Below are 24,357 nucleotides of genomic sequence, written 5' to 3' on the forward strand. Positions count from 1 at the left end.
GTGGTACACGGCCAGTCTGCCGTGCCGGTACGGACCGGCGCACGCGCTCCCGGATCTTCAGCGCCCGCCCTGCGCCAGCTCCCGTACCGCCTGTGCCAACAGGGCCCGGTCCCGCTCCTCCGTCAGCTGTTCCGCCGCCGCCTCCCGCGGGAGCCAGCGGATCTCGTCGATCTCCGTGCTCGGCGCGAACGCGCCTCCCGTCTCCTCCGCGAGCCAGTAGTCGACCGTCTTGCGGCGTCCGTCGTGGGTCCGGTAGTGGACGCGCGGGAGGCGGGTCGCGGGGCGGCACGTACGGCCCGTCTCCTCCTCGACCTCGCGCAGGGCCGCCGCCAACTCCGTCTCGCCGTGCTTGAGTTTGCCCTTCGGCCAGGACCAGTCGCTCCACTTCGGCCGGTGTACGAGGCAGAACTCGACGCCGTGCGCGGGCGAGCGGCGCCACAGGACGCAGCCCGCCGCGCGGACCGGGGTGCTCATACGCGTACCGCCTCCCGCCACACGCGCTGGAAGGTGTGGCGCGCGGCTTCCACCTCCTGGCGCTGGACCGCGTGCAGGACGCCGAGCGCGTACGCGGTCGGCGGGGCGATGCGCGGCGTGCGCGCCGCCGCCGCTGCCGCCGTCGCCGCGTCCGCCGCCTCCCGGTGCCGGTCCAGAGCGCGCGCGCCGGGGGCGGTACGGGCCTCCGGCACGACGCCGAGTGCCTCCGCCGCGTACACCCGCACCCGCAGCAGGCCCCGCACCCGGTGCCACGGCGCGTCCTGCGGCTCCCCGCCGGGGGCCGCGCTGCCGAGCGCCGAGGCATCCGCGTTGTACGGGGCGCCCGCGCGGTCGAGCGGGAGCGCGGCGACCGCTTCGGCGAGCCGATGCGAGGTCAACGAGGCGAGAGCGCCGAGGACTTCGGGGTCGTGCGGGGCCGCGCCCCGCCGGTACGGGACCTCGCTCGCCAGGACGGCCACCGCGTCGGCGACCGCGTGGAACCGCGCCGAGCCGAGGGCGTCGAGCGCCGCCGAGTGCGCGCGGTTGCGGGCGAGCGTCAACTGCCGGTCGAGAAGGGCCCCCGCGCGTGCCGCGCCCGTGGCGAGCGGACCCTCCGGGTGCCCCTGCGAGGGCACGGCCGAGCCCCGTACCCCCTCGTCGTCCCGCAGCCTCCGCAGCGCGCCGAGAAGCCGTCCGAGCCGGTGCGCGCACGCGTACTCGTTCCCCAACACCACGGAGAGCCAATTGAGTTCGGCTTGCAGATGCTCCGCCCACTCGGCGTCGAGCAGCGGGCGGAAGGTGTGCAGGGTCGCCTCCACGCGGTGCGCGGCACCGCGCAGCGCGCGGACGGCCTCCTCCGTCTGGGCCGCCGACGTACCCGATTCGCGACGGGCGCGCAGGGCGCGCAGGAAGGCGGCCGCCTGCTCCTGGAGGTAGGCGGTGACAGGACTGCCCGGGGTCTCGGGGGCCGGGACGGGTACGGCCGGAGGCGGGGCCTGGGGCCGGGCCTGCTCAGGGGGTCGAGGTGCCACGCCTCCGCCTCCGCGCGTCGATCAACAGTTCTTGCACATTGGGGAGTTGCTGCCCGTCCTGGTCGGTCGACCGCCGGGTCCACTCGCCGTCGGGGCCGAGGTGCCACGAGGCCGTCGAGTCCGACATGCCGGTCTCCAGGACCCGCGCGAGCGCCGCGCGGTGGGCCGGGTCGGAGACCCGGACCAGGGCCTCGATGCGGCGGTCCAGGTTGCGGTGCATCATGTCCGCGCTGCCGAACCACACCTCGGGCTCGCCGCCGTTGCCGAAGGCGAAGACCCGCGAGTGCTCCAGGAACCTGCCGAGCACCGAGCGGACGCGGATGTTCTCGGAGAGCCCGGGCACCCCCGGGCGGATCGCGCAGATGCCCCGTACCCACACGTCGACGGGCACGCCCGCCATCGAGGCGCGGTAGCACGCGTCGATGATCGCCTCGTCCACCATCGAGTTGACCTTGAAATGCACGTGCGCGGGGCGGCCCGCGCGGTGGTGGCGCACCTCGTTCTCGATGCGCTCGATGAGGCCGTCGCGCAACGAGCGCGGGGCGACGAGGAGACGCCGGTACGTCTCGCGCCGCGAGTAGCCCGAGAGCCGGTTGAAGAGGTCCGAGAGGTCCGCGCCGACCTGCGGATCGGCGGTGAGGAGGCCGAGATCCTCGTAGAGCCGGGCCGTCTTCGGGTGGTAATTGCCCGTCCCCACATGGGAGTAGCGGCGCAGCGTCTCGCCCTCCTGACGGACGACGAGCGAGAGCTTGCAGTGGGTCTTGAGACCGACGAGCCCGTAGACCACGTGGCAGCCGGCCTCCTCCAGCTTCCGCGCCCACTTGATGTTGGCCTGCTCGTCGAAGCGCGCCTTGATCTCGACGAGGACGAGCACCTGCTTGCCCGACTCGGCCGCGTCGATGAGCGCGTCGACTATCGGCGAATCGCCCGAAGTCCGGTACAGCGTCTGCTTGATGGCGAGCACGTCCGGGTCGGCGGCGGCCTGTTCGAGGAAGGCCTGCACGGAGGTCGAGAAGGAGTCGTACGGGTGGTGCAGGAGCACGTCCCGCTCGCGCACGGCGGCGAAGATGTCCGGCGCGGACGCGGACTCGACCTCGGCGAGATCGCGGTGCGTGCCCGCGATGAACTTCGGGAACTTCAGCTCGGGGCGGTCGAGCGAGGCGATCCCGAAGAGGCCCGTCAGGTCGAGCGGCCCCGGCAGCGGGTACACCTCGACATCCGAGATCTTCAGCTCGCGCACGAGCAGGTCGAGGATGTACGGGTCGATCGACTCCTCCACCTCAAGACGGACGGGCGGCCCGAACCTGCGGCGCATCAGCTCCTTCTCCAGCGCCTTGAGCAGGTTCTCCGCGTCGTCCTCCTCGACCTCCAGGTCCTCATTGCGGGTGAGCCGGAAGGAGTGGTGCGCGAGCACCTCCATGCCCGGGAACAGCTCCTCCAGGTGCGCCGCGATGACGTCCTCGATGGGCACGTACCGGTCGGGCGCCGCCTCCAGGAAGCGGCTCAGGAGCGGCGGGACCTTGACGCGCGCGAAGTGCCGGTGGCCGCTCACCGGGTTCCGTACCACCACCGCGAGATTGAGACTCAGCCCCGAGATGTACGGGAAGGGGTGCGCGGGGTCCACCGCGAGGGGGGTGAGGACGGGGAAGATCTGCTGCCGGAAGAGCGTGAAGAGCCGCGCCTGCTCGGTCTCGCTCAGCTCTGCCCAGCGCACGAGCTGCACGCCCTCGTCGGCGAGCGCGGGCAGTACGTCCTGCTGGAAGCAGGCCGCGTGGCGTGCCATCAACTCGCGCGAGCGCGTCCAGATCAGCTCCAGGACCTCGCGCGGAAGCAGCCCGGACGCCGAACGTGTCGCGACCCCCGTCGCGATACGCCGCTTCAGGCCCGCGACCCGGACCATGAAGAACTCGTCCAGATTGCTCGCGAAGATCGCCAGGAAGTTGGCACGTTCGAGCAGCGGTGTGCGCGGGTCCTCGGCGAGTTCGAGCACGCGCTCGTTGAAGGCGAGCCAGGAGCGCTCACGGTCGAGGAAGCGGTCGGCCGGAAGCTCCACGCCCTCGGGGTCCTCGTAGGCGTCGAGATCGGCGTCGAGGTCGGGTTCGAGCGCGGAACCCGCCCCGGCGGTGCCGCCGTGCGGAGTGCCGTGCGCGCCGCCGGGGCGGGACTGCCCCGCGGGGGCGCGGTGGCCGGGCAGCGAGGCGACGGCGGGGCGGCCCGTTTCGGCGCGGCCGGTGGCGGGGGACGGCGTGGAGGAGGGGGCGGAACCGGGCCGGCCGGGGACCGGGGAGCTGGGACTGCTGCTGCTCGGCTGCGTCATGGGGTCATTCTTCCGCCTGAAGGGCGGTTGTGGCGCGTTGAGCGGGGATGTTCCGGGGGAAGAGGGTGCGCCGGGAGCGGGCGGGGGCGCGGGGCGGCGGGGGCCGGGGCCGGGTTCCCGGCCCGGTTCTGGGCCCGGTTCTGGGCCGGGGCGCGCGTCGTGGCCGTTGACGGCGGGGGTACGGGGGGTGGCGGGGGCGCCGCCGGGGCCGGGGACGGCGGTGAGGCCGGGGGTGCCGGAGGGGGAGGTGAGGCCGGGGGTGCCGGGGGCGCCGTCGGTGCCCGCGCGGGCCTCGTTGCTCTCGGCCGGGGCGGGCGCGGACGGCGCGGGTCGCGGTGTGGGGGGCGTGCCGGAGGAGCCGGGCTCCGGGGCGGGCGGCTGCATTCGGCGAGCGTCGCAAGGTTTGCTGAATGAGGGGTTACGTGCACGTGGCGCGGAGTTTGCCGGGGTCGGGCGGGGGACGGGCGGGCGAGGGGCGGGGGAGGGGCGGGGCGACGGTGAGGGAGCTGGTCGCCGGAGGGGCGCGCGTGCTCATCAGCGGGCGCGCGGGCCGCGCTGGACGCGGCGCGCGCGGAGCTGGAGAGGGCGGGCGGTCGCCGTGCGCGGCGACGCGTCCCCGCGCGTCGGCGTCGAGGCACTCGCCGACCGCGTGAAGGCCGAGTCCGGCACCGTGGACGCGCGGTACGTGAGCGCGGGCGTCAACGGTTTCGCCCCGTTCGAGGCGTCGAGCGAGGAGCTGTTCGACAAGCTGCTCACCATCAGCGCGCGCGGCCCCTGCCTCACCGTGCGGAAGCTCGTTCCGCTGCTCGCCGACGGCGCGGGCACCGTGCTCACGACGTCGGTCGCGAACGCCCTCGGCCCCCGGCCGCCGCACGTCTCCTCCGGTCGGTCCCCGCCGCTCCGGTCGGTCCCCGCCCCCCTGCGGCCCGCCGCCCTCGGGCCCCAGGTCCGGCCGCGCCGGGTGCCCTGTGCCCCCGGTCCCCCTCAGTCCCCCGCCGCCCGCACCAGCTCCCTCGCGAGTTCCGCCGTCTCCGTGAGGGCGTCGAGGGGGAGGGGGCGGGTGGCGAGGGCGCCCTCGTGGAGGACGAGGAGGCGGGTCGCGAGGCCGGCGGGGGTGCGGCGGCCGGCCGCGGTGGCGAGTTCCTCGAAGAGGTCGCGCAGCCACAGCTTCTGCGCGGCGGCGACGCGGTGCGCGGGGTGCGCCGGGTCCGGGAGTTCGGCGAGGGCGTTGATGAAGGCACAGCCTCGGGCCGCTTCGGCCTCGCACCACTCGCGCAGCGCGGTGAAGGGCGCGGTGACGGCGGCGACGGGGTCCGTATCGCGTACGGCGTCGACCTCGGCGCGTACGAGCGCGCGCCAGCGGGTGTCGCGGGCGGAGAGGTACGCGGCGACGAGGCGGTCCTTCGAGCCGAACTGGTTGTACAGCGTGCGCTTGGTGACGCCGGAGCGCTCGGCTATGAGGTCCACGCCGACGGCCGTGATGCCGTGCGCGTAGAACAGCTCCTCGGCGGTCTCGACGACGCGGCGCCCGGCGGGGGAGAGGGGTCGCTCCGGGTCCGCGTGAGTGCCGGGGGTGCGCGCGGCGCGCGGGGTGCCCGGGGTGCGCGCGGCGCGCGGGGTGTGCGAGGGGTCCGGGTGCTGCCGGTTCTGCGGCACGGGCGCTCCTTCACAGATCGGTGTACGGTGGCGCGGGTACAGGTGAGTACACAGAACAGTATATCTATGAGGAGGGCGGCACGATGGCTGCGGCGAGGACCATGCGCGCGGTACGGATCACCGGGCACGGCGGACCTGAGGTCATGCGGCTCGCCGAGGTGCCCGTGCCCGAGCCGGGGGCGGGCGAGGTGCTCGTGGAGGTGAGCGCGGTGGCGCTCAACAACACCGACCTGTGGACGCGCCAGGGTGCGTACGGCACGCCCGGCGACCCCGAGGCGCTCTCGGGCTGGCGCGGGCCGCTCGACTTCCCGCGCGTCCAGGGCGCCGATGTCGCCGGCCGGGTCGCCGCGCTCGGCGCGGGCGTGGACGCGGGGTTCCTCGGGCGGCGCGTCGTCGTCGACCCGGCGCTCTACGACGGCGACGGGCCCGACGCGCATCCGGTGGGGCTCATGGGGAGCGAGCGGGACGGCGGTTACGCCGAGTACGTGACGGCTCCGGCCGCTCAGGTGCACGACGTGACGGACTCGCCGCTCGACGACGCGCAGCTCGCGAGCCTGCCGACCGCGTACGGCACGGCGCTCGGCATGATCGAGCGCGGGCGGCTCGGCAGGGGCGGGACGGTCTTCGTCACGGGCGCATCGGGCGGTGTCGGCCTCGCGGCGGTGCAGCTCGCGCGGGCGCGCGGCGCGCGGGTGGTCGCGCTGAGCAGCGGCGCGAAGCTCGCCGCGGTACGGGAGGCGGGGGCGGACGTCGTCGTGGACCGCGCGGGGGACGTGGTCGCGCGGCTGCGCGAGGCGGCGCCCGACGGCTTCGACGTGGCGCTCGACGTCGTCGCGGGCGAACTGCTCGGCGAGGGCCTGCCGCTGCTGCGCGAAGGCGGCCGCTGGGTCGTCGCCGGGGCCCTCGCGGGCTGGGCCGTCACGCTCGACGTACGCCGCCTGTACCTGCACAACGCGCAGGTCGTCGGCTCGTCGATGCACACGCGCACGCACTTCGCGCTTCTCATGGACCTGGCGCGCGAGGGCGCGGTGCGCCCGGTGATCGCGGCCTCGTACGGGCTGGAGGACGCGGCACGCGCACAGCAGGAGCTGGAGCGGCGGGGACACGTGGGAAAGCTGGTCCTGCGCCCCTAGCCGACGGCCTCGTGGCGGCGGTACGGGGACGGGGGCGGTACGCGGACGGGGGCGGCACGGGGACGGGGGCGGTACGCGGATGGGGGCGGTACGGGGACGGGGCCGCCGCCCCGTCGGGCCGGGCAGGCGCACCCGCACCCGCACTCCCGCCCGCACACCCGCACCCGTACCCGGTCCGGCGCCCGCACCGTACCCCCGCCGGTGCCCGCCTCAGTTCTCCGTGCGGTACATCAGGTCCGTCTCGTACGTCGTGAAGCCGAGGCGCTCGTAGACCGTCACCGCGGGGACGTTGTCCGCGTCCACGTAGAGCATTCCGGTCGGGAGGCCGCGGGCCGCGAGGTGGCGCAGGCCGGTCGTGGTGAGGGCGCGGCCGAGACCGCCGCCCTGCGCGCCCGGGCGGACCCCGACCACGTACACCTCGCCGAGTTCCTCGGCCGCGTGCACCTTCGTCCAGTGGAAGCCGACGAGTTCGCCGCTTCCCTCCCGTACCGCGAGGAAGAAGCCCTCCGGCTCGAACCACGGCTCGGCCTCGCGGTCGGCGAGGTCGCGGAGCGTCATACCGCCCTGCTCGGGGTGGTGCGCGAACGCGGCGGCGTTCAGCTCCAGCCACGCCTGCTCGTCCTGTCCCGGTACGAAGGTCCGCACCGCGATGCCCTCCGGCCACACCGGGTCCGGCAGGTCGAGCCCCGTGAGCGGGCGGCGCAGCTGGCGCAGTTCGCGGAAGAGGTGCAGCCCGAGCACCTGCGCGAGGTGCCGCGCCGCCGGGTGCCCGCCGTGCGCCCAGATCCGCAGGCGGCGCCCGGTGAGCCGCAACAGCTCCTGGCCCAGCGCCCGGCCGTGGCCCCGCGCGCGCAGGCCCGGCGCGACGAGGAGTTCGGCCGCGGGCGACTCGACCGGGTCGGAGCCGTCGAGCTGCGCGTACCCGGCGAGGGTGTCGTCGGGCAGGCGCAGCAGTACGTGCCGTACGCCGGGGCGCTCGCCACCGCGCAGATGCAGGCGCCCCTGCTCGGAGACGGCGTACTGCCCGTCCTCGCGCGCGCCCGCGGCGATCAGCTCACCGACGGCGGCGGCCTGCGCCTCGTCGAGGACGTCGAGGACCTCGATACGGCGCGCGGGGACGGGGGCGGCGGGGCCGCCGGTGGGGTCGTCGGGCCCGGGGGTGTTCGCTTCGCTGCTCATGCTGCGAGCGTACGAGTCATCCGCGGGACGGAGGCGGAGGGGCGGCCTTCGGGGGACGGGGCGTCGTCCGTGCGTACGGGTGCGGGTCGGGCCCGGCGTGTGGGTGCGGGTGGGGCCCCGGCGTGTGGGTGCGGGGTGGGGCCCCGGCGTGCGGGTGCGGGTACGGGTGGGGCCCGGCGTGCGGGTGCGGTGCGGGTGAGGCGCGCGTAAGGCTACGGGCGGGCCCGTGTACGGGTGTGGGCGGCCGGTCGTCTCTCCGACCAACCCTCCACTTGGCGACCAAGCCCACCCACTTGTCCCCGCTTGGTCGCGCGGAACGACCAGCGAACCAGCAAGTCCCTCAACTTGGCGTGAAGTTGTAGGGTGAGCTTGTGAGTACGGACCGTGCCCACGGCGCGAGCGCTCCGCACGAGAGCCCCCGGCCGCGGCGGAGTCACCGTGAGGTGGCCGACGAACTGCGCGCCCGGATCAGGTCCGGGGCGCTGCGCCCCGGCGACCGGATGCCCACGCAGGCCCGGCTCGCCTCGGAGTTCGGCGTCGAGCGCGGTACCGTCCGCGAGGCCCTGCGCATCCTGCGCGCGGAGCGCCTTCTCACGCACGCGACCAAGGGCGCGCCCCCCGCCGTCGCCGCTCAGGCGGGGCGCGGGCCGGGCGGCCCCGGCGAGGTCCCGCGCTCCACCACCGCGGCGCTCGGCCCCCGTATCGCCGCGGCCTTCGAACAGCCGCACGTCGAGATCCGCGCCCTGTGCCTCACGTCCGTCTCGCTCACCCTCGCGATGGGCGAGCCGCTGCGCCAGATCCACGCGGGCGAGCTGAAACCGGACCGCATCGACCTGCGGGTCCTTCTCCCGGACCGCGACATAGGGCTCGCCTTCCCCGCGGCGGTGGGCGGGAGCGGGGCCGAGCGTGGGGGCGAGGCCGTGCGCGGGGGCGTGGGCGGTGGCGGCCCGGCAGGAACCGCCGCGCGCGAGCGCGACGTCGTGCACCGCCACTGGCTCGCGCAGCGCAACGCCCAGGGCAAGGTGCTCGCCCACAACCTCCTCGCGCTGCGCTCCTCGCACGGCATGGACGTCCACGTCGAGTACCGTGCCATCCCCTTCACACCGCCCGTGAAGCTCTACCTCCTCAACGCGGAGGAGGCGCTCTTCGCGTACTACACGCCGGTCCGGCGCGGTGCCGATTACGGGCCCGCGCACGTCGAGACCTTCGACGCCGAGGGCACGGAGGCGGTGCTCTTCGCCTTCGGCCAGGACGGCGGCCCGCGCGACGCCGCCTTCGTCACGCAGTCCGCCGCCTGGTTCGAGGGGCTGTGGAACACGATCAGCGCGCCGCTGCGGCTCACGTGAGGGACAGGAAGTCCGGGGTCTTCTCGGCGTATGGGTCTTCTCGGCGGACGGGGCTTCTCGGCGTCCGGGGAGAGACGGACCGCGCAAGGCGCGATGCACGGGGCGCGAGGCACGGGGGCGCGGGGGCATGGGGTGCGGGGGCACGGGGCACCGGGCGCGGCTCCCAGGGCAGAGCGTGCGGGTCGTAGTTGGCGGGAAGAAGGCGCTGGTTGTGGCCCGGTTGTGCCGGGTTGGCCCGTACTTTCCGCTCATCTGCCGACAACTCCCGTGAGCTGGCATGAAGTTGTACGGTGATGAGGTGAGCGAGGAGAACCCCGTCGCGCCCCCGGGCCCTGCCCCGAGCCCCGGCCGGACCGCCGAGGGCGCCTCGGCCGCGCCCGTACCCGTACCGCCCCACCTGCCGGTACCGCCCGACGCGGCAGTCCCCCCCGACCCGCCCGTACCTTCCCCGCCTTCCCCGTCGCACCCGCTCCCGCCCACCCCCGCCGCCATCGCCGCGGCCCTGCGGGACCGCATCGCGCGCGGTGTGCTCAAGGCGGGCGACCGCATCCCCACGCAGGCGGAGTTGTCGCAGGAGTTCGGTGTCGAGCGCGGCCGGGTGCGCCAGGCGCTCCAGGCGCTGCGCGCCGAGGGCCTGCTCAGCCACTCCACGAAGGGCGTCCCGCCGCGCGTCGCGCAGCCGGGCCACGACGGCGAGCGCGCGGGCGGCACCCCCGAACCGCGCCCCACGCTCGTCGCGCTCGGCCCCCGTCTCGTACGGGCCTTCGCCGCGACCGAGGTACGTGTCGACGCGCTCTGCCTCACCGCCGAATCGCTCATCCCGGCCGTCAGTGAGGCCGTCATCGGGGTCCACAGCGGGAACCTGCGGCCCGAATCCGTCGATGTGCGCATCCTGCTGCCCAGCCGCAGCATCGACCTCGCCTTCCCCGTCGCGGCATCGGGCGAACCGGTCGAGGCGGCGGCCGTGCACCGCCGCTGGCTGGAGATGCGCGATTCGCAGGTACGGGTCCTGAGCCGGACGCTCACCGGGCTGCGCCAGTCCCACGGGACGAAGGTGTCCGTCGCCTTCCGTACGGTCCCCTTCACCCCGCCGGTGAAGCTGTACGTCCTCAACGGCAGCGAAGCCCTCTTCGCGTACTACCTCGTGAGACGGACCGACGAGAACGGCGAGGACGTCCCCGAGATGATCGACACGTGGGGACCCCGCGCTCAGCTCTTTCCGTACGACGTCACGCACGGCCCGCGCGACGAGGTCTTCGTCGCGCAGTCGGCGCGCTGGTTCGAGGGCCTCTGGCAGACCATCAGCGAGGAGCTGAAACTCGACGGGTGACGACAACCAGGACGCACACGGAAACGGAACACGCTTATCCCGCACCGGAGTCGGAGTCGGAGTCGAGTCCACGACCGGGAGCGGGGCCGGGTACGGGGGCGGGGCCGGGTACGGATTCGCGGCCGGGGGCGGGGCCCGGGCCGGAGGCGGAAGCCCGTACCGCCGCGGGGGCGGCCGCCGGAGCGGAGCGGGGGCCGGGGGGAGCGCGGCGCGGGCCGTCCGGAGCGGCCGCCCGTGACGAGCCCCCCGCCGAGCCGCTCGCCGAACTCCTCCACCGCACCCGCTGGATACTCTTCGACTTCGACGGACCCGTATGCCGCCTCTTCGCCGGGTATCCCGCGCGCGGCATCGCCCGCCGCATGGCGAGCTGGCTCGACGCCCGCCCGGGCGGCCGCGCACTCGCCGCGGGCGCGGCGCTCAGCAAGAACCCGCAGGCCCTGCTCCGCGCCGTGGACACGCGGGACACGGAGGGCGGCACCGTACGCGCCCTCGAAGCCCTCCTGACGGGCGAGGAGCTGACGGCGATCGAGAGCGCCCGCCCGACCCCGTACCTCGCCGAACTCCTGCACGCCTGGTACGCATCGGGCCGCCGCTTCGCCGTGACGACCAACAATTCCCCCCTCGCGGCCCGCCGTTACCTCGAACTCCACGGCCTGGACGCCTACTTCGCCGACCACTACCACGGCCGGGGCCTCCCCCTCCGTCTCAAGCCCGACCCCTACTGCCTCACCGAGGCGGTGAAGTCCCTCGAAGCCGACCCCCGCGCGACCCTGATGATCGGCGACGAACCGGGCGACGCGAAGGCCGCCCGGGCCGCCGGAATCCCCTTCCTCGGCTACGCCGAACGCCCGTCCCGGCGAGCGGAGTTGTGTGCGGCGGGAGCGAAGCACGTGGTGGCGTCGTACGCGGAGGTGTTGTAGGGGGAGGGGGAGGGGAGCGGAGGGACGGTTGGCCGGGGCCGCTCGGACGCGTCCCGTCGGTCGGGCAGTGAGGGGGCGGCCGGGGGTGCGGCGAGGCGTAGCCGAAGGCCGGCAGTGCCTGCCCGCTGCGACAGCGGGACGCACCCGGTGCAGGCGGTGCCTGCCGGGTACACCCGTCGCCCCCTGTGACGAACGAGCCCGCCGCCACCCCACCCCACCCGCCCTCGCCCGCCTTCTTGCCCGCCCGCCCCGCTCGCTCCCGTCCCCACGCCCCCGCGCGGCCTCTCCCGGTTCCCCGCACCGGCCCCGGTCACGTCCTGTCGCCGTCGCGCAACGTCCCGTGCGAACACAGCCACTGCCCTGCCACCCCTCCCGCACCCGTGAACCGCCCCTGTCCGGAACCCGATTCGCCCCGTCCGCCCGCCCCCGTCCAGCCACCCTCCACTCCCACCCCTGACCTGGCGCAATGGGTGGCGCGGGCTTGCGTGCGGGGGTGGCGGGCGGGTGGCGGAATGAGGCGCGCCGTGCGGGGACTCGTACTGCCGTCCGCTGAATCGTTTCTTCGCGGCCCCGCGAGCGGAGGAACCTCTGCCGCCCCGTTACGGTGAGCGAGCAGAGCCCCGGAGGGCGGGGCCGGTTCGGGAGTGGCACGTGCGCACCGTGAGGTCCGGTTGGCAGGGCAAGGAGCCGGGTGGCGGCGAGGGCGGCGGACGTGAGGGCGCGCACGGCGGCACGCACGGTGCGTCACACGGGAGTTACGAGCCGCACGGCCTCCGTGCCGCACACCACGGCACCGCTCCGCGCCTGCACGCCATCGCCTGCGGGGTCGCTCACGCCGCCGGGGCGCAGGCGGCGGGCGCCCACGTCGCGGGCCCCGGGCGCCATCGCCCCGTACCGCCGACGCCCACGAGCCGGTTCGGCTGGACGCCCGACGAACGCGTGCCGCTCGCGCCGGAGTTCCCGGCCGCCGCCGTCACCGAGGCGCTCGCCGCTGCCCGTACCGCCGACCCGGCGCGGGTCCGCGTCCTGAGCGGTACCGCGCACCGCAACGCCGTCGTCTGGCTCCCTGCCTGGCAACGTGCCGTCGTCGTACGGCGGTTCGCTCCTGCGGTCGCCGTCCGCAGGGAGCGCGGCTTCTACAGTGAGCACAGCGTCCTGGAGGCGATCCGCACCACGTACGAGGACGGGGCGCCCGACGCCCCGCGCGTCCCCCGCGTCCTCGCCCTCGGCCGCGACGCGCTCGGCTCCTTCTCGCTCCACACCTACGAGGGCCCACTGCCCGCCCCCGCGCGCGTTACGCCGGAGCGGCTCACCCCCCGTCACCCCGTCAACGGGCTGCGCGTCCGGGAAGCGGATGCCCTCGTCGACCAGCTCGCCGCCCTCACCCGCGTGGACTGCGCCCATCTCGAACCGGCCGCAGGGCGACCGGAGTTCTTCGCCTGGTTGCGTGCCGAACTCGTCCGCCTCGTCGCCTCGCTGCCCGCCCCCGTCCTCGCCCGCGCGACCGCGAGCGGACTGCCCGGCCCGGCCGGGCTCGAAGCGCTGCTCGCCCCGCTCACCGTCACACACCGCACGCCAGGACTGCTCCACGGCGACCTCAACCCGTGGAACCTCGTCCGGCTCCCCGGCGACGATCTCGCCCTGATCGACTGGGAGCTGGCGCTCACGGGCGACCCGCTCCACGAACTCGTCCGCCACCTCCACCTCGCCCCGGCCCGCCCCTCCCTGCGCAAGCGCATGCTGGAGCGCTGGAGCCGCGCCCTGCCCCCTGACCGCACGGCGGGCTGGAAGCGCGACGCCCCCGTCTACGCCCACATCGAACGCCTCCGCAGCGCCTACCTCGACCTCGACCGCATCGTCACGGGGTCCGCCCTCGACGCCCCCAATGTCGCCCGCGCGGTCCGCCGCTACGGCCGCACCCTGGCCGCCGCCCACGCCTCGCTCGCGGCGCTGGCCGAAGGCCCGGGGGCCCCGGCGCCGTACGTGGCACCCGCGCCCCACGCGCTCGCGGCCCCCCGGCCCCCCGTCGCCCCCGCTCCCTCCGCCTAGGATGAACCCGGCCCGTCCCGGCCCCGGCCCGGCGGGAACGCGGCGCATCGACGGCTCGTGGTGAAGGGTGAGGGGCGCGCATGGAGAGTCGTGGCGACGGCCGTACGGGGGGCGGGGGCGCCCCCGCGGTCCGGGACGGCGCGGACCCGGTCCGGCAGCCCGGCCTTCGTGAGCGCAAGCGGCTGCACACCTACCGGCACGTCTCCGAGACGGCTATCGCCCTCTTCCTCGCGCGCGGTTTCGACGCCGTGCCCGTCACCGAGGTCGCCGCCGCCGCCGGTGTCTCGAAGCCGACCCTCTTCCGGTACTTCCCCACCAAGGAGGACCTCGTCCTCCACCGCTTCGCCGACCACGAGGACGAAGCCGCCCGCGTCGTGACCGGGGCCCGCGCCGAGCACCGGCCCCCGGTCGCCGCCCTCGCCGCGCACTTCCGTACGGGCCTCGACCACCGCGATCCCGTCACCGGCCTCAACGACGTGCCCGCCGTCCTCGCCTATCACCGACTCCTCTACGGCACCCCCTCGCTCCTCGCCCGTCTCCACGCCTACACCCACCGCGCCGAAACCGCCCTCGCCCGCGCCCTCGCCGGAACCCCTGCTCCCGCCCCAGCCCCGCACCCGGCCCCAGCCCTGGACCCGGCCCCCGCGCCCGGCGCTGACCTCCCGCCCCTCGCGCACCGCCTCGCCGCCGCCCAGATCCTCGCCGTCCAGCGTGTCCTCGCCACGGAGAACTGGCGCCGCATCGCGGACGGAGCGACGGCCGACGCCCTCTACCCGGCGGCCGCCCGCGAGGCGGAGGAAGGCTTCGCCGGACTCGCCGCGGCGCTGGGCGAACGCTGAACGAACACGGAGCGAGCCCGGGCAGTTTTTGTGACCGAGTAATAAATTTAACTGAGTTGCTTTAAGCTTCGGAGTCATGACACCGAAGCCTCCCCCCAACGACGCCCCGCCTGCCGCTCCCGCCGTGCCTGCCGTGCCTGCCGCTCCTGCCTCGCCTGCCGCGCCCGCCCCGCCAGCCGCGCCGCCTGCCGCGCCCGCCCCGCCAGCCGCGCCGCCTGCCGCGCCTGCCACGCCGCCCGCAGTGCCTGCCGCGCCGCCCGCTTCGCCCGCAGTGCCTGCCGCTCCCGCCACGCCTGCCTCGTCTGCCGCGCCCGCCACGCCGCCCGCCGTGCCCGCCGTGCCCGCCGTGCCTGGCGCTCCTGCCTCGCCGCCTGCCGTGCCTGCCACGCCGCCCGCTTCGCCTGCCGCGCCCGCCGTGCCTGCCGCGCCGCCTGCCGCGCCGCCCGTCTCGCCTGCCTCGTCTGCCTCGTCTGCTGTGCCTGCCTCGCCCGCCGTGCCCGCCGTGCCCGCCGTGCCTGCCGCGCCCGCCACGCCGCCTGCCGCTCCCGCCTCGCCGCCTGCCGCGCCTGCCACGCCGTCCGCCTCGCCTGCCTCGTCTGCCTCGTCTGCCTCGTCTGCCTCGTCTGCCGTGCCTGCCTCGCCCGCCCCGCCGCCTGCCACGCCCGCCCCGCCAGCCCCGCCGCCTGCCGCGCCCGCCCCGCCAGCCGCGCCGCCTGCCTCGCCCGCCTCTCCTGCTCCGCCCGCCGCTTCCTCTCCACCTCCCTCGCCCGCCTCCCCGCCCCCTGACGGGCGAGAAGTCCCCGCCGCCCCGCTCGACGCCGCCCGCGCCCACCACGCCCGTTGCCGTGCCGCCGTCGAGGCAGAACGCGCGGCCGCCCGTGAGCACGTCGTCACCGCCGCCACCGTTTCGGCGTCGGGTGCCGACGCCGAAGTGCTCGGCCGTGCCCTGCGCGGTCACGCGCGAGACCTGGACGCGCTTCCCCCGGGCCCTCTCTTCTTCGCCCGTATCGACTTCGCTCCCGAGTCCGCCCACGCCGGGGACCATGCCGGGCAGCGCTACCACCTCGGCCGCCGCCGCGTCTCCGAGGACCCCACGGTGCCCCCGCTCGTCGTCGACTGGCGCGCCCCCGTCGCCCGCGCCTTCTACCGGGCGAGCCCCGCCGAGCCCTACGGCCTCGCCCGCCGCCGCCGTTTCGGCTGGGCCGCAGGAGCGGACGGAGCGGAGGATCAACTCACCGCGTACGAAGACGAGTTCCCCGAAGCCGGCCCATCGGCCACCGGCCCCGGCCTCGCCGCAGCCGACCCCGGCCCCACCGCCTCCGACCCCGGCCCGACTGCCTCCGCCTCCGCCCCCGCCCCCACCAGCCCCCTCCTCCTCGCCGAGATCGAGCGTCCCCGCAGCGGCCCGCTCCGCGACATCGCCGCGACGCTCCAGCCCGAGCAGGACACGCTCGTACGGGCTCCGCTCGACGTTTCGGTCTGTGTGCAGGGCGCCCCGGGCACGGGCAAGACCGCCGTCGGCCTGCACCGCGTCGCGTACCTCCTCTACGCCCACCCCCGCCGCCTGAGCCGCGCGGGCGTCCTCGTCCTCGGCCCCAACCCCTCCTTCCTGCGCCACATCGCCGAAGTCCTCCCCGCTCTCGGTGAATCAGGCGTTCGCCAGTCCACCCTCACCGCCCTCATCGACCACGGGCCCGCCCGTACCACGGACTCCGAGCACGCCGCCCGCCTCAAGCACGACCCCCGCCTCGCCACCGTCCTGCACCGTGCCCTGCACGCCCTCACGTCCTCTCCCGACGAGGCCGACGCCTCCCTCACGGTCCCCGACGGCTCCGCGCTCTGGCGCGTGGACGCCGAAGCCGTACGCGAAGCGCTCGCCCCGGTCCGCACCGCCGTCCGTTCCGGCGCGCTCCCCTACGGGGCGGGCCGCGAACGCTTCCGCGCCCGCCTCCTCGCGCTCGTCCGCGCCCGCGCCGAGCGCCGCGCCGGGCCCCGTACCGCCGCGTGGGAGCGGCGCGTCGCGCACGGCCGCCCCGTACGCACGCTCCTCGACACGCTGTGGCCCCGGGCCCGCCCGGAGGACGTCCTGCGCGCGGTCCTCGCCGCACCGGCCGCGTACGCGGAAGGGGTGTTGGACGCCGACGAGTGCGAGGCGCTGCGCCGCCCCGCCACGAGCCGGGCCTGTACCGCCGCCGACCTCGTGCTGCTCGACGAGGTGGCCGGGCTGCTCGCGCACCCGCCCGCCTTCGGGCACATCGTCGTCGACGAGGCCCAGGACCTCTCCCCGATGGAGTGCCGTGCCATCGCCCGCCGCCTGGGCGCGGCAGGCTCCCTCACCGTCCTCGGCGACCTCGCCCAGGGCACGACCCCGTGGGCCGCCCGCGACTGGCCCACGCACCTCGCCCACCTCGGCCGCCCCGGCACCGAGTACACCGAACTCGCCACGGGATACCGCGTCCCCGGCTCCGTCCTCGCGCTCGCGAACCAGCTCCTTCCTCGTATCGCTCCCACGCTGCTCCCGCCCCGCTCCCTGCGCGCCGAGCCCACCGCCCTGACCACGACGCGCATCGCGGACGACACCCCGTACGTAGCGGTTCTCACCGAAGCGGTTCACGCCGCGCTCGAAAGACCGGGAACGGTCGCGGTGCTGTGCGCGGAGGAGGCTCCCGTACGGGCCGTGCTCGACGTGCACGGCCCGGCGCCCACCGACCGCCTCACCGTCGTCCCGGCGCACCTCGCCAAGGGCCTGGAGTTCGACCACGTCGTCCTCCTCGACCCCGCCGCCATCCGCGCGAGCGCCCCGCGCGGCGAGCAGCTCCTCTATGTCGCCCTGACCCGCGCCGTCACGAGCCTCCACGTACTGCACCGGGGCACCTCGCCCCTGGACGAGACCGCTACGCGTACGAGGTGACCCGTCGCCACACGTCGCGCCCCCCGGTGCTCGATGAGCCGCACCCCGTGCTCGCGCGCCAGCGCCGCCGCGCGCGCCGAGGTGAGGAAGGCGAGGTCCCCGGGCCGCATCCGCGACCCTCCGTCCACGGCCCGCGGGGCGGCGTCCCCGCGCCCCGGGTGCACGGCCACTCGCTCGGCCCCGGGGGCAACCCCGCCAGGAACTCCGCGCACCGCTCCTCGCGCCCCTCGACCGGCAGCGAGAAACTGTCGAGGAACGGGTGATCGACGACCGGCCCCCCCCCGCGCTCGCGCCTTGCCGCGCTCGCGCCCACCCGCGCTCGTGCCTTGCCGCGCTCGCGCCCTCCGGCGCTCGTGCCTTGCCGCGCTCGCGCCCTCCGGCGCTCGTGCCTTGCCGCGCTCGTGCCTTGCCGCGCTCGTGCCTTGCCGCGCTCGCGCCTTGCCGGGCTCGTGCCTTGCCGCGTCCGCGCCTTCCCGCACCCCTCCGCGAGCCACACCCGCACCGCGAGCCCGTATTCGGCGGCGAGCGCCTTCGTCACATCGAGCAGGTCCGCTCGCCCGCCGTCCACGAGGAAGCGGAATTCCAAGTGCGTCGTTACGAGCCCGGCCGCGAGCACCGCCTCGATCTGCGCCCGGAACTCGACCGCCACCTCCTCCGGTCGCGCGCGTCCGAGCAGAGCGGCCCGTCCTTCCCGGGCCGCCCCTCCTGGCCCGTCCCTCCGGGGCCGCCCCTCCGGGCTCGCGGCGAGGAACCGCCCGTCGCCGTCGGTCAGCGAACGGGCCCGTTCCCGCCCGGCGCCGGGCGGCGCCCGACGCGAGGGCCTCGACGACGGCCGCGTGGATGACGGGGAGCATGACGAAGCCGTCGCAGTTGACGACCAGGACACGTTCCGTGGGAGCGAAGCCGACGAGCGCGCCCGCCCACTCGCCTTGCGAAGAAGCCTGTTCACCCAAGGAACACCCCTCCGCCGACCCGCCCCAGCTCAGCGCCGCCGTCCCCGCCTCAGCCCCACGCTCTGCCCCAGCCGCTCCGCCCCCGCCTCCGTGCTCAGTCCCCCGCCCCCGCCACCGCCTCGCGCAGCACCTCGTACCCCTGCTCGTCGAAGCCCACCAGGCGGATCTCGGTGACCTGCGTCGGGGTGGCGCGCAGCGTGCGGACGGCGATCGTGGCGGCCTCGGCGGCGGGGAAGCCGTAGATGCCGGTCGAGATGGCGGGGAAGGCGATGCTCGTGACGTCGCCGAGCGCGTCGGCGACCTCCAGGCAGCGGCGGTAGCAGGAGGCGAGTGTCTCGCGTTCGCCGTGGTCGCCACCGCGCCAGACGGGACCCACGGTGTGGATCACGTGCCGGACCGGCGGCGACAGCCGGAAGGCCGGGGTCGCCTTGGCGTCCCCGGGGCGGCACGGCGCGAGGTCCCGCCCGGCGAGGGCGAGTTCGGGGCCTGCGGCGCGGTGGAGGGCGCCGTCCACGCCCCCGCCGCCCTGGAGGGAGGAGTTCGCGGCGTTCACCAGCGCGTCCACGTCCTGGCGGGTGAGGTCCCCGCGCACCACTGTCAGGTTCGGCCGCTTCCGTTCCGTCTCGCTCATGGGGCCAATCCTGCCATTCAGGCAGCTCTGCGGAGGAGGAGGAAACCCTGCGGCGTCGGCTCACGGTCCTCCGGCTGCCGTACGACACGCGCCGTCTCCGCGAGACCGTGGCGGGCGAGGAGGGCGCACAGGTCGTCCACCGGCCGCCGGTAGACCGGTAGTCGGACGGTGTGACCGTACGCGTGCTGGAGCCAGGCCGCCGGCTTCGAGCCGTCCGGTCCCACCTTGAACGCGACGCACAACACCCCTCCAGGGGTCAGTACTCTCGCGAACTCCCCGGCCATTGCCGCGACGTCATCATCGGACGAGTGCACGGTCGAGTACCAGGCGAGCGCCCCCGCGAGCACACCGGACGCCAGCGGCAGCCGCGTCATGTCCCCTGCGGCGAAAGCCACTTCGCGGTGGTCGCGCGCCGCGACCCGCAGCATCCCCGGCGAGAGGTCCACGCCGACCACGGACACCCCGAGCCCCCGTAGATACCCCGCCACGCGCCCGGTGCCGCACCCCAGGTCCCCGACGGTCCCGCCGGGCGCGAGCGACTCGGCGAAGACCCCCAACACCCCGCGCTCCCAGACGGCTTCGGGCTCCATCCCCCGCCCGATCAACTCCGCGTAGCTCTCCGCCACGGTGTCGTACGAGCCCCGCACGGCCGCGCCGCCCTCGGGCGGCCGCCTGGAGGCGATGGTCTTCTCGGCGGGGGCGAGGTCACGGGGCGGCGGGAAGCTCATGGCCGGAGAGTACGGGAGCCTGCCACCCGCCCGTACGCGAGCCTGCCCCCGTACGCGAGCCTGCCCCCGTACGCGAGCCCGGCCCGTACGCGAGCCCGGCCCGTACGCGATCCTGCCCCCGTACGCAGCCCGGCCCGTACGCAGCCCGCGGCACAGGGGCCCCACGCCGGGGAAAGGAGCCGCGTGCCGGGCAAAGGGCCCCGCGCCGGGGAAAGAGGGCCTCTACAAGCCCTCCGTCCGCCTGTCTCGCGGCTCTCCCCGATAGATGGCCCAGGTCTTCGGCGTCTCCGAGACCCAGACCGCCACCAGCTCGGGGTACCGCTCGGTCCAGCGGCTGAAGACCCACAGCGCCAAGTTCTCCGCGGACGGCGAGACGCTCATGGCGTCGTTGAGGTGCCGGTGGTCGAGGGTTTCGTCGAGCCACGTCTTGAAGGCGTCGAGGTCCGCGTAGTCCCGTACGAATCCGGCCTCCGTCAGCTCGTCGGGGCGGGCCGAAAGCTCCAGCACGATCACGTAGTTGTGGCCGTGATGCCGGGCGCACTTGTGCCAGGAGGGCAGCTTGTCGAGGACGTGACTCGCCGAGAAGTGGAACTCCTTGGTGATCGTGAGCATCCCGGCCCTGCCCGGCCCGGGCCTTCCTGGTGGTGTTCCGGTGGCGTGGTCCATGACGCGTCAGTCATCCTCCAGTCGGCCGTGGACGACGGCTCGGTTGAGTGGGACCCCGGTGAGGAAGGTGTGCCGGAGCGTGGGGTCCTCAAGGCTGTCGGCTTTCTCCATGACCTTGGCCCGTGCCTGTCGGAGCAGCTCCGCGATCTCGTCCGCGACGTCCCTCCCCGGTTCGTCCCCCGCTCCGGCCGCGTGCAGGACGCGCGCCGCGTGCAGGAGCACTTCCTCGGTGCGCAGCGCGGGCATGTCGCCCGTACGGCGCAGGAGTTCCACGGACTGCCGTGCGAGGTCGGCCGCCCGCGCGCTCTCGCCCCGTACGAGACGAATCCGCGCGCTCAGCGAGAGCGCGGCGATCTCGCTGCGCACCATCCCGGTGCGCCGCGTCTCCACCACGGTGTCCGTCGCGAGCCGCAGCGCCCTCTCCAGAGCCTCCGCCGCCCCGCGCGCCTCCGGGCCACCGCCGGAATGCCTCGCCGTGCCACCGGAAACGGTCTCCAGCAGCACCTCCGCGTACAGATTCCGCACGATCGGCACGAGGTTGATGAGCCACGTCGCCTCCGTCTCCAGCCACGCGTCCTCCGCGAGCGTGAGCGCCTCGCTCCGCCGCTCGGGGTCGCGGGCCGCCAACAGGGCGAGCAGCGCGGTGTTGTAGGCGTGCCAGCCGCTCTCGCCACCGCGGGCCGCCTCGTGCGCACGCGCCTCGGCGAGGTCCGCCGCGGCCTCCTCGTACTGCCCGATGCCGATGCGCACCTGTGCCAAGTAGTTGAGCGCTATGGGCAGTTCGGCGTTGAGATGTTCCGAGCGGAGTCGTTCGGTGCAGCGCAGGAGGCGGGTCAGGGCGGGACCGAGCCTGCCGCTGTCGTAGAGACCGATGCCGAGCTGCATCTCGTTGAGGTTGCGGGCGTGCTGGAGCACGGGGTCGTGGCCGCCGCCGAGGCGTGGCTCCGAGGCGTACAGCTCCTCCGCCTCCCGGAGCTGGGTGATCCCCTCGGCCAGCTCGCGCTTGGACGCCTGCCGTCCGTACTCGACCTTCGCGACGAACAGCGCGACAGGATCGTCCTGCTGACCGGCGATCTCGACGGCGGACCGCAGTTTGCCGAGCCCGGGGACGAGCCCCTGGGTCGCCATCAGCGTCTTGCCGCGCAGGAGCGTCGTACGTGCGAGAAGGTGCGGCTCGCCGAGCCGTGCGGCGGCCCGTTCGGCCTCGGCGGCGAGCGCGTCGATCCCCGGACCGTCTCCCGACTCGTGCAGTCCGCGCCACCGCACCTCGGTCAGCGACAGCAACAGCTCGATCGCCTGTACGAGGAGCAGGTCGCGGCCGGGCGTGTCCTCGGCCAGTCCGCGCACGGCCTGGATCGCCTTCTCGCAGTGCCGCTCCGCCTCCGCGAACGACAGGCCGTCGATCGCCGCCGAGCGGGCCAGCGCGTAGTGCGCTTCCGCCGCATCGGCGAGGCACTCGGGCCCGCCCTCCTCCAAGTGCCTGGCGATCTCCAAACGCCGTCCCAGCTCGCTCCCGCTGCCCGCCGCACCGTTCCCCGCCGCGAGCGAACGAGCGATCCGCGCGTGCCGTGTCCGGCGCTGCTGCGGTGTCTGGCGCCGGTAGAGCACCTGCCACAGGGCCTGGTGCGGGAAGGCGTAGCAGTCGGAGGGCTCGCGCGCCGCCCAGTCGGGGGACTCCGCGCGCACGAGGAGCCGGTGGTCCTTCTCTATGCGCCGCAGCCGTTCGGTGACCTCCTCGTGCGAAGCGCCGATGGTCTCGGCCGCGGGACGGGACAGGAACACCGCCCCCTGCGTGGCCGCCGCCTCCAGCAGCGTCTGGTCCTCGGCGCCGAGCCGCCGCATCCGGTGCTCGACGACCCGCTCGACGCTCTCGGGCAGTGCGAGACGCTCGCCGTTGTCCGGCAGCCACTCGTCCAGGCACAGCTGTACGAAGACCGGGTAGCCGGCCGTCAGCCTGCTCAGCGCCGCCGGGAGCCCCGAGGGCGCGTCGGGGTAGCGGCCGCGGACGAGTTCGGCGACGGCGTCCTCGGGGAGCCCGTCGAGGGAGTGCGAGCGGATGAGCGACTCGCTCTCCCACCGCCGCAGCAACTCCTCCGTGCTGTCCCCGGCCGCGTCCTGCGCCTCGTCCGTCGCGTGGCTGAGCACGAGGCTTATCGGGGCCCCGGGCAACAGGCGAAGGAGCCGGTCGAGGACGAGGAGGCTGCTCGGGTCGATGTGCTGCACGTCGTCGATGACGAGGACGACGGGCGGCCCCGACGCGGCCAGACCGAGGAGCGCGTCGACGAGTTGCGCGGCCAGACCCTGCTGAAAGGGCAGCAGTGAATCGGAGGGCATGGTCCCGGAGTTGATCGCCGAGACGACGGCCTCGCGGGCGATCGTGTACACGGCGCCGCCCCCCGGCACGAGCGAGGAGAGCAGCTCGGGGACCGAGAGGTCCGCCCCGCGCGCCGCGCCACCGAATATCCGCCGCAGGCGGCCCGGGGGCGGCGGGGGCGTGTACAACTCGTTCAGGATGTCGATCACGGGCCCGTACCGCATCCCCGGACCGATCCCCGGGTGGCAGCGCGCGAGGACGAGCCGGCACCGCCCGGCGGCGTCGGCGTCCTCGGCCGCCTGCCGGACGAAGTTCCCGAGCAGCGAGGTCTTCCCCATCCCGGAGACGCCCTCGACGAGCAACGCCCCGCCGTGCCCCTCGCTCAGGGCGCGCACGAGCGAACGAAGCTCCCGCATCGGCTCGACCCGGTCGACGAACTCCGTATCCACGTCAGCCCCCGCCCCTTCTCTCACCCTGCCCGCCGCCGGGCCACCACCACCTGCGTCACCCGGTGCACGCGGACGACCACACTAGAGCAAGATCGGGGGCGGCGACGAGGGCGGGTTCGCGCCGATGGGTCCGAGGACCTCACCTTTTTTCCCGGCCATCGCCTGTCCGTGCGCCGCCCCGACCGGGATCAGGCCGCGGCCGCTCCGGAACGGGGTCGACCACGCTGAGCCGGCGGCCGGGAACGTCCGGCGGCGAGCGGACGGGCCCCACCACGACGCCCCGGTCGAAGCTGCCGAGGACTCGGGCGAGGAGAGGAGACCGCGTCCACAGCTCGGAGCGGAACTCCACCACGCTCGGTACTCCCGGCAGATGGTGGGTCATGCGCTCCGCCGCCCGAAGGACCGGTCCCCGTCCCCGTCCCCGCGGTGAGCGGAATCTCCCGATGCGCGCGCGGAGTCGCTCATGCGGTTCCGGTTCCTGCGGAGTTACGGGTACGGGTACGGGCCCGGGCCGCGATGGGCGCACGACTCGGCCGGGAGGCGGCTGCTCTCTCCCCCTTCCCGGACCATGCCGCGGGGACACGCGAGCGCTGAGCCTGTCCGGCCGGGCGACCGATGGCGGACCGGGCCGCGGCACACCACGGAACGGCGTCGGCCCCGTACCGCTCGCGGGCACGGGAGGCTCCCCGCGCGCGGTCGCGGGTGCTGGGGGGCCCTGCCGTAAATCCACTCCCGGGCTTCGCGCAGAAGATCACCGCACACACGCAAAGGGCCCGGTCCGCTGAACGGACCAGGCCCTCTGACCTACTACTACGGCTGTCGGGGTGGCGGGATTTGAACCCACGACCTCTTCGTCCCGAATGAGGTTCGGGCAGGATCACGACCGGTAGTGATAGGTATCTGTGCTGGTCAGACGCATGGTGCGGAGTGGCCTCGCGTGGGCTCGGTGGGCCTCGGCTGGAAGATCATCTCCCGGATTTCTCCCAATGGGGAGCGGCCACCTGCAGGATCGGCGCGGACCGTTGTGGTTGCAGCAGCAAGTTTGCGTGTCGGGTGAGCCTCTTGCGGCGGGCGCGCCGGGAGTGCGTCGTCGTCCCGTTCCACCGGAACTCGCGCCCCACCGCCCTGATCTCGCGCACGTTACGTCCGGCATGCACTGGCTCCTCGTGGGGGCCCAGCGCGCTTTCCAAAATGTCCGTTTAGGGGTTCTGGGGTGTGCGGGAGCGTCCTGACCTGCGGTACGACCGTGACTGGTGTGGTCCGCGAACGGCGTCGTACGTCGGTGAACGCAACCCGAGATGCAACCAAGCGCGCGCTCGACCGTGCTGTAGAAACTCGCAGTGGCGGGGGCATCGGATGCCCCATAATGCGGCTCCACACCATGTAAAGCGGACTGGGCTGGGGGACTTCTATGGCGGCGTGGGACTTACG

The 24,357-nt window shown here is 74.9% G+C and carries 17 protein-coding genes and 1 pseudogene; 8 read left to right on the plus strand and 10 right to left on the minus strand.

The window, feature by feature from the left end:
* Window positions 1-57: 57 nt before the first annotated feature.
* The 3 genes from ACQYWQ_RS16560 to ACQYWQ_RS16570 are packed head-to-tail and all read right to left on the minus strand — an operon-like array spanning window position 58 to window position 3,822.
* Window positions 58-474 (minus strand): NUDIX hydrolase, encoded by a 417-nt coding sequence (locus ACQYWQ_RS16560; protein WP_431035501.1) that lies wholly within the window; start codon window positions 472-474, stop codon window positions 58-60.
* The gene (locus ACQYWQ_RS16565) at window positions 471-1,505 is read right to left on the minus strand and encodes a CHAD domain-containing protein (RefSeq protein WP_431035503.1); all 1,035 of its coding nucleotides are present in this window, start codon (window positions 1,503-1,505) and stop codon (window positions 471-473) included. The genes ACQYWQ_RS16560 and ACQYWQ_RS16565 overlap by 4 nt, the downstream gene beginning before the upstream one ends.
* Window positions 1,486-3,822 (minus strand): RNA degradosome polyphosphate kinase, encoded by a 2,337-nt coding sequence (locus ACQYWQ_RS16570; RefSeq protein WP_431035505.1) that lies wholly within the window; start codon window positions 3,820-3,822, stop codon window positions 1,486-1,488. The genes ACQYWQ_RS16565 and ACQYWQ_RS16570 overlap by 20 nt, the downstream gene beginning before the upstream one ends.
* On the opposite strand from ACQYWQ_RS16570, the pseudogene ACQYWQ_RS16575 reads away from it, so the two are divergent.
* A pseudogene (locus ACQYWQ_RS16575) lies at window positions 3,821-4,624 on the plus strand (hypothetical protein); the annotation flags it as partial. The gene ACQYWQ_RS16570 and the pseudogene ACQYWQ_RS16575 overlap by 2 nt on opposite strands.
* Before the next feature lie 182 nt (window positions 4,625-4,806).
* Here the strand turns inward: ACQYWQ_RS16575 and ACQYWQ_RS16580 are convergent.
* The gene (locus ACQYWQ_RS16580; RefSeq protein WP_431035506.1) at window positions 4,807-5,478 is read right to left on the minus strand and encodes a TetR/AcrR family transcriptional regulator; all 672 of its coding nucleotides are present in this window, start codon (window positions 5,476-5,478) and stop codon (window positions 4,807-4,809) included.
* Window positions 5,479-5,561: 83 nt separating this feature from the next.
* Between ACQYWQ_RS16580 and ACQYWQ_RS16585 the strand changes: the two genes are divergently transcribed.
* Window positions 5,562-6,611, plus strand: coding sequence for a zinc-binding dehydrogenase (locus ACQYWQ_RS16585; RefSeq protein WP_431035508.1), 1,050 nt, complete (start codon window positions 5,562-5,564; stop codon window positions 6,609-6,611).
* 210 nt (window positions 6,612-6,821) lie between these two features.
* Here the strand turns inward: ACQYWQ_RS16585 and mshD are convergent, their stop codons facing one another.
* Window positions 6,822-7,790 (minus strand): mycothiol synthase, encoded by a 969-nt coding sequence (gene mshD / locus ACQYWQ_RS16590; protein WP_431035509.1) that lies wholly within the window; start codon window positions 7,788-7,790, stop codon window positions 6,822-6,824.
* 443 nt (window positions 7,791-8,233) lie between these two features.
* Here mshD and ACQYWQ_RS16595 point away from each other — a divergent pair, with 443 nt between their 5' ends.
* The 6 genes from ACQYWQ_RS16595 (at window position 8,234) to ACQYWQ_RS16620 (ending at window position 17,185) form a co-directional block, all read left to right on the plus strand.
* The gene (locus ACQYWQ_RS16595) at window positions 8,234-9,136 is read left to right on the plus strand and encodes a winged helix-turn-helix domain-containing protein (protein ID WP_431039218.1); all 903 of its coding nucleotides are present in this window, start codon (window positions 8,234-8,236) and stop codon (window positions 9,134-9,136) included.
* A 277-nt stretch (window positions 9,137-9,413) separates the two neighbouring features.
* Window positions 9,414-10,466, plus strand: coding sequence for a GntR family transcriptional regulator (locus tag ACQYWQ_RS16600; RefSeq protein WP_431035511.1), 1,053 nt, complete (start codon window positions 9,414-9,416; stop codon window positions 10,464-10,466).
* Window positions 10,463-11,386 (plus strand): HAD family hydrolase, encoded by a 924-nt coding sequence (locus tag ACQYWQ_RS16605; protein ID WP_431035513.1) that lies wholly within the window; start codon window positions 10,463-10,465, stop codon window positions 11,384-11,386. The genes ACQYWQ_RS16600 and ACQYWQ_RS16605 overlap by 4 nt, the downstream gene beginning before the upstream one ends.
* 651 nt (window positions 11,387-12,037) lie before the next feature.
* Window positions 12,038-13,435 carry an aminoglycoside phosphotransferase family protein gene (locus ACQYWQ_RS16610; protein WP_431035514.1) on the plus strand — a complete coding sequence of 466 codons (1,398 nt, stop codon included), beginning with the start codon at window positions 12,038-12,040 and terminating at the stop codon, window positions 13,433-13,435.
* An 80-nt stretch (window positions 13,436-13,515) separates the two neighbouring features.
* Window positions 13,516-14,274, plus strand: coding sequence for a TetR family transcriptional regulator (locus ACQYWQ_RS16615; protein WP_431035515.1), 759 nt, complete (start codon window positions 13,516-13,518; stop codon window positions 14,272-14,274).
* A 931-nt stretch (window positions 14,275-15,205) separates the two neighbouring features.
* Window positions 15,206-17,185: a HelD family protein gene (locus ACQYWQ_RS16620; protein ID WP_431035517.1), complete on the plus strand. Its 1,980-nt coding sequence runs from the start codon at window positions 15,206-15,208 to the stop codon at window positions 17,183-17,185.
* Here ACQYWQ_RS16620 and ACQYWQ_RS16625 read toward each other — a convergent pair.
* From ACQYWQ_RS16625 to ACQYWQ_RS16645, 5 genes are all read right to left on the minus strand, one after another.
* Window positions 17,169-18,134: a ChbG/HpnK family deacetylase gene (locus tag ACQYWQ_RS16625; protein WP_431035519.1), complete on the minus strand. Its 966-nt coding sequence runs from the start codon at window positions 18,132-18,134 to the stop codon at window positions 17,169-17,171. The two genes, ACQYWQ_RS16620 and ACQYWQ_RS16625, sit on opposite strands and share 17 nt — an antisense overlap.
* A gap of 98 nt (window positions 18,135-18,232) precedes the next feature.
* Window positions 18,233-18,769 carry an O-acetyl-ADP-ribose deacetylase gene (locus tag ACQYWQ_RS16630; RefSeq protein WP_431035520.1) on the minus strand — a complete coding sequence of 179 codons (537 nt, stop codon included), beginning with the start codon at window positions 18,767-18,769 and terminating at the stop codon, window positions 18,233-18,235.
* A 17-nt stretch (window positions 18,770-18,786) separates the two neighbouring features.
* On the minus strand, window positions 18,787-19,497 hold the full coding sequence (locus ACQYWQ_RS16635; protein WP_431035522.1) for a class I SAM-dependent methyltransferase: 711 nt from the start codon (window positions 19,495-19,497) through the stop codon (window positions 18,787-18,789).
* 222 nt (window positions 19,498-19,719) lie between these two features.
* Window positions 19,720-20,109, minus strand: coding sequence for a 6-pyruvoyl trahydropterin synthase family protein (locus tag ACQYWQ_RS16640; RefSeq protein ID WP_431039219.1), 390 nt, complete (start codon window positions 20,107-20,109; stop codon window positions 19,720-19,722).
* Window positions 20,110-20,169: 60 nt separating this feature from the next.
* Window positions 20,170-22,926, minus strand: a complete 2,757-nt coding sequence (locus ACQYWQ_RS16645; RefSeq protein WP_431035523.1) for an AAA family ATPase — start codon at window positions 22,924-22,926, stop codon at window positions 20,170-20,172.
* Window positions 22,927-24,357: the final 1,431 nt, after the last annotated feature.

The sequence above is a fragment of the Streptomyces sp. P6-2-1 genome (assembly GCF_050613165.1).
Classification (GTDB): domain Bacteria; phylum Actinomycetota; class Actinomycetes; order Streptomycetales; family Streptomycetaceae; genus Streptomyces.

What these genes read in the sequence shown, in the direction of transcription:
- ACQYWQ_RS16560 (WP_431035501.1), bottom strand. Translation starts at nt 474, where the DNA reads ATGAGCACCCCGGTCCGCGCGGCGGGCTGCGTCCTGTGGCGCCGCTCG.
- mshD (WP_431035509.1), bottom strand. Translation starts at nt 7,790, where the DNA reads ATGAGCAGCGAAGCGAACACCCCCGGGCCCGACGACCCCACCGGCGGC.
- ACQYWQ_RS16615 (WP_431035515.1), top strand. Translation starts at nt 13,516, where the DNA reads ATGGAGAGTCGTGGCGACGGCCGTACGGGGGGCGGGGGCGCCCCCGCG.
- ACQYWQ_RS16640 (WP_431039219.1), bottom strand. Translation starts at nt 20,109, where the DNA reads ATGCTCACGATCACCAAGGAGTTCCACTTCTCGGCGAGTCACGTCCTC.
- ACQYWQ_RS16600 (WP_431035511.1), top strand. Translation starts at nt 9,414, where the DNA reads ATGAAGTTGTACGGTGATGAGGTGAGCGAGGAGAACCCCGTCGCGCCC.
- ACQYWQ_RS16585 (WP_431035508.1), top strand. Translation starts at nt 5,562, where the DNA reads ATGGCTGCGGCGAGGACCATGCGCGCGGTACGGATCACCGGGCACGGC.
- ACQYWQ_RS16570 (WP_431035505.1), bottom strand. Translation starts at nt 3,822, where the DNA reads ATGACGCAGCCGAGCAGCAGCAGTCCCAGCTCCCCGGTCCCCGGCCGG.
- ACQYWQ_RS16630 (WP_431035520.1), bottom strand. Translation starts at nt 18,769, where the DNA reads ATGAGCGAGACGGAACGGAAGCGGCCGAACCTGACAGTGGTGCGCGGG.
- ACQYWQ_RS16635 (WP_431035522.1), bottom strand. Translation starts at nt 19,497, where the DNA reads ATGAGCTTCCCGCCGCCCCGTGACCTCGCCCCCGCCGAGAAGACCATC.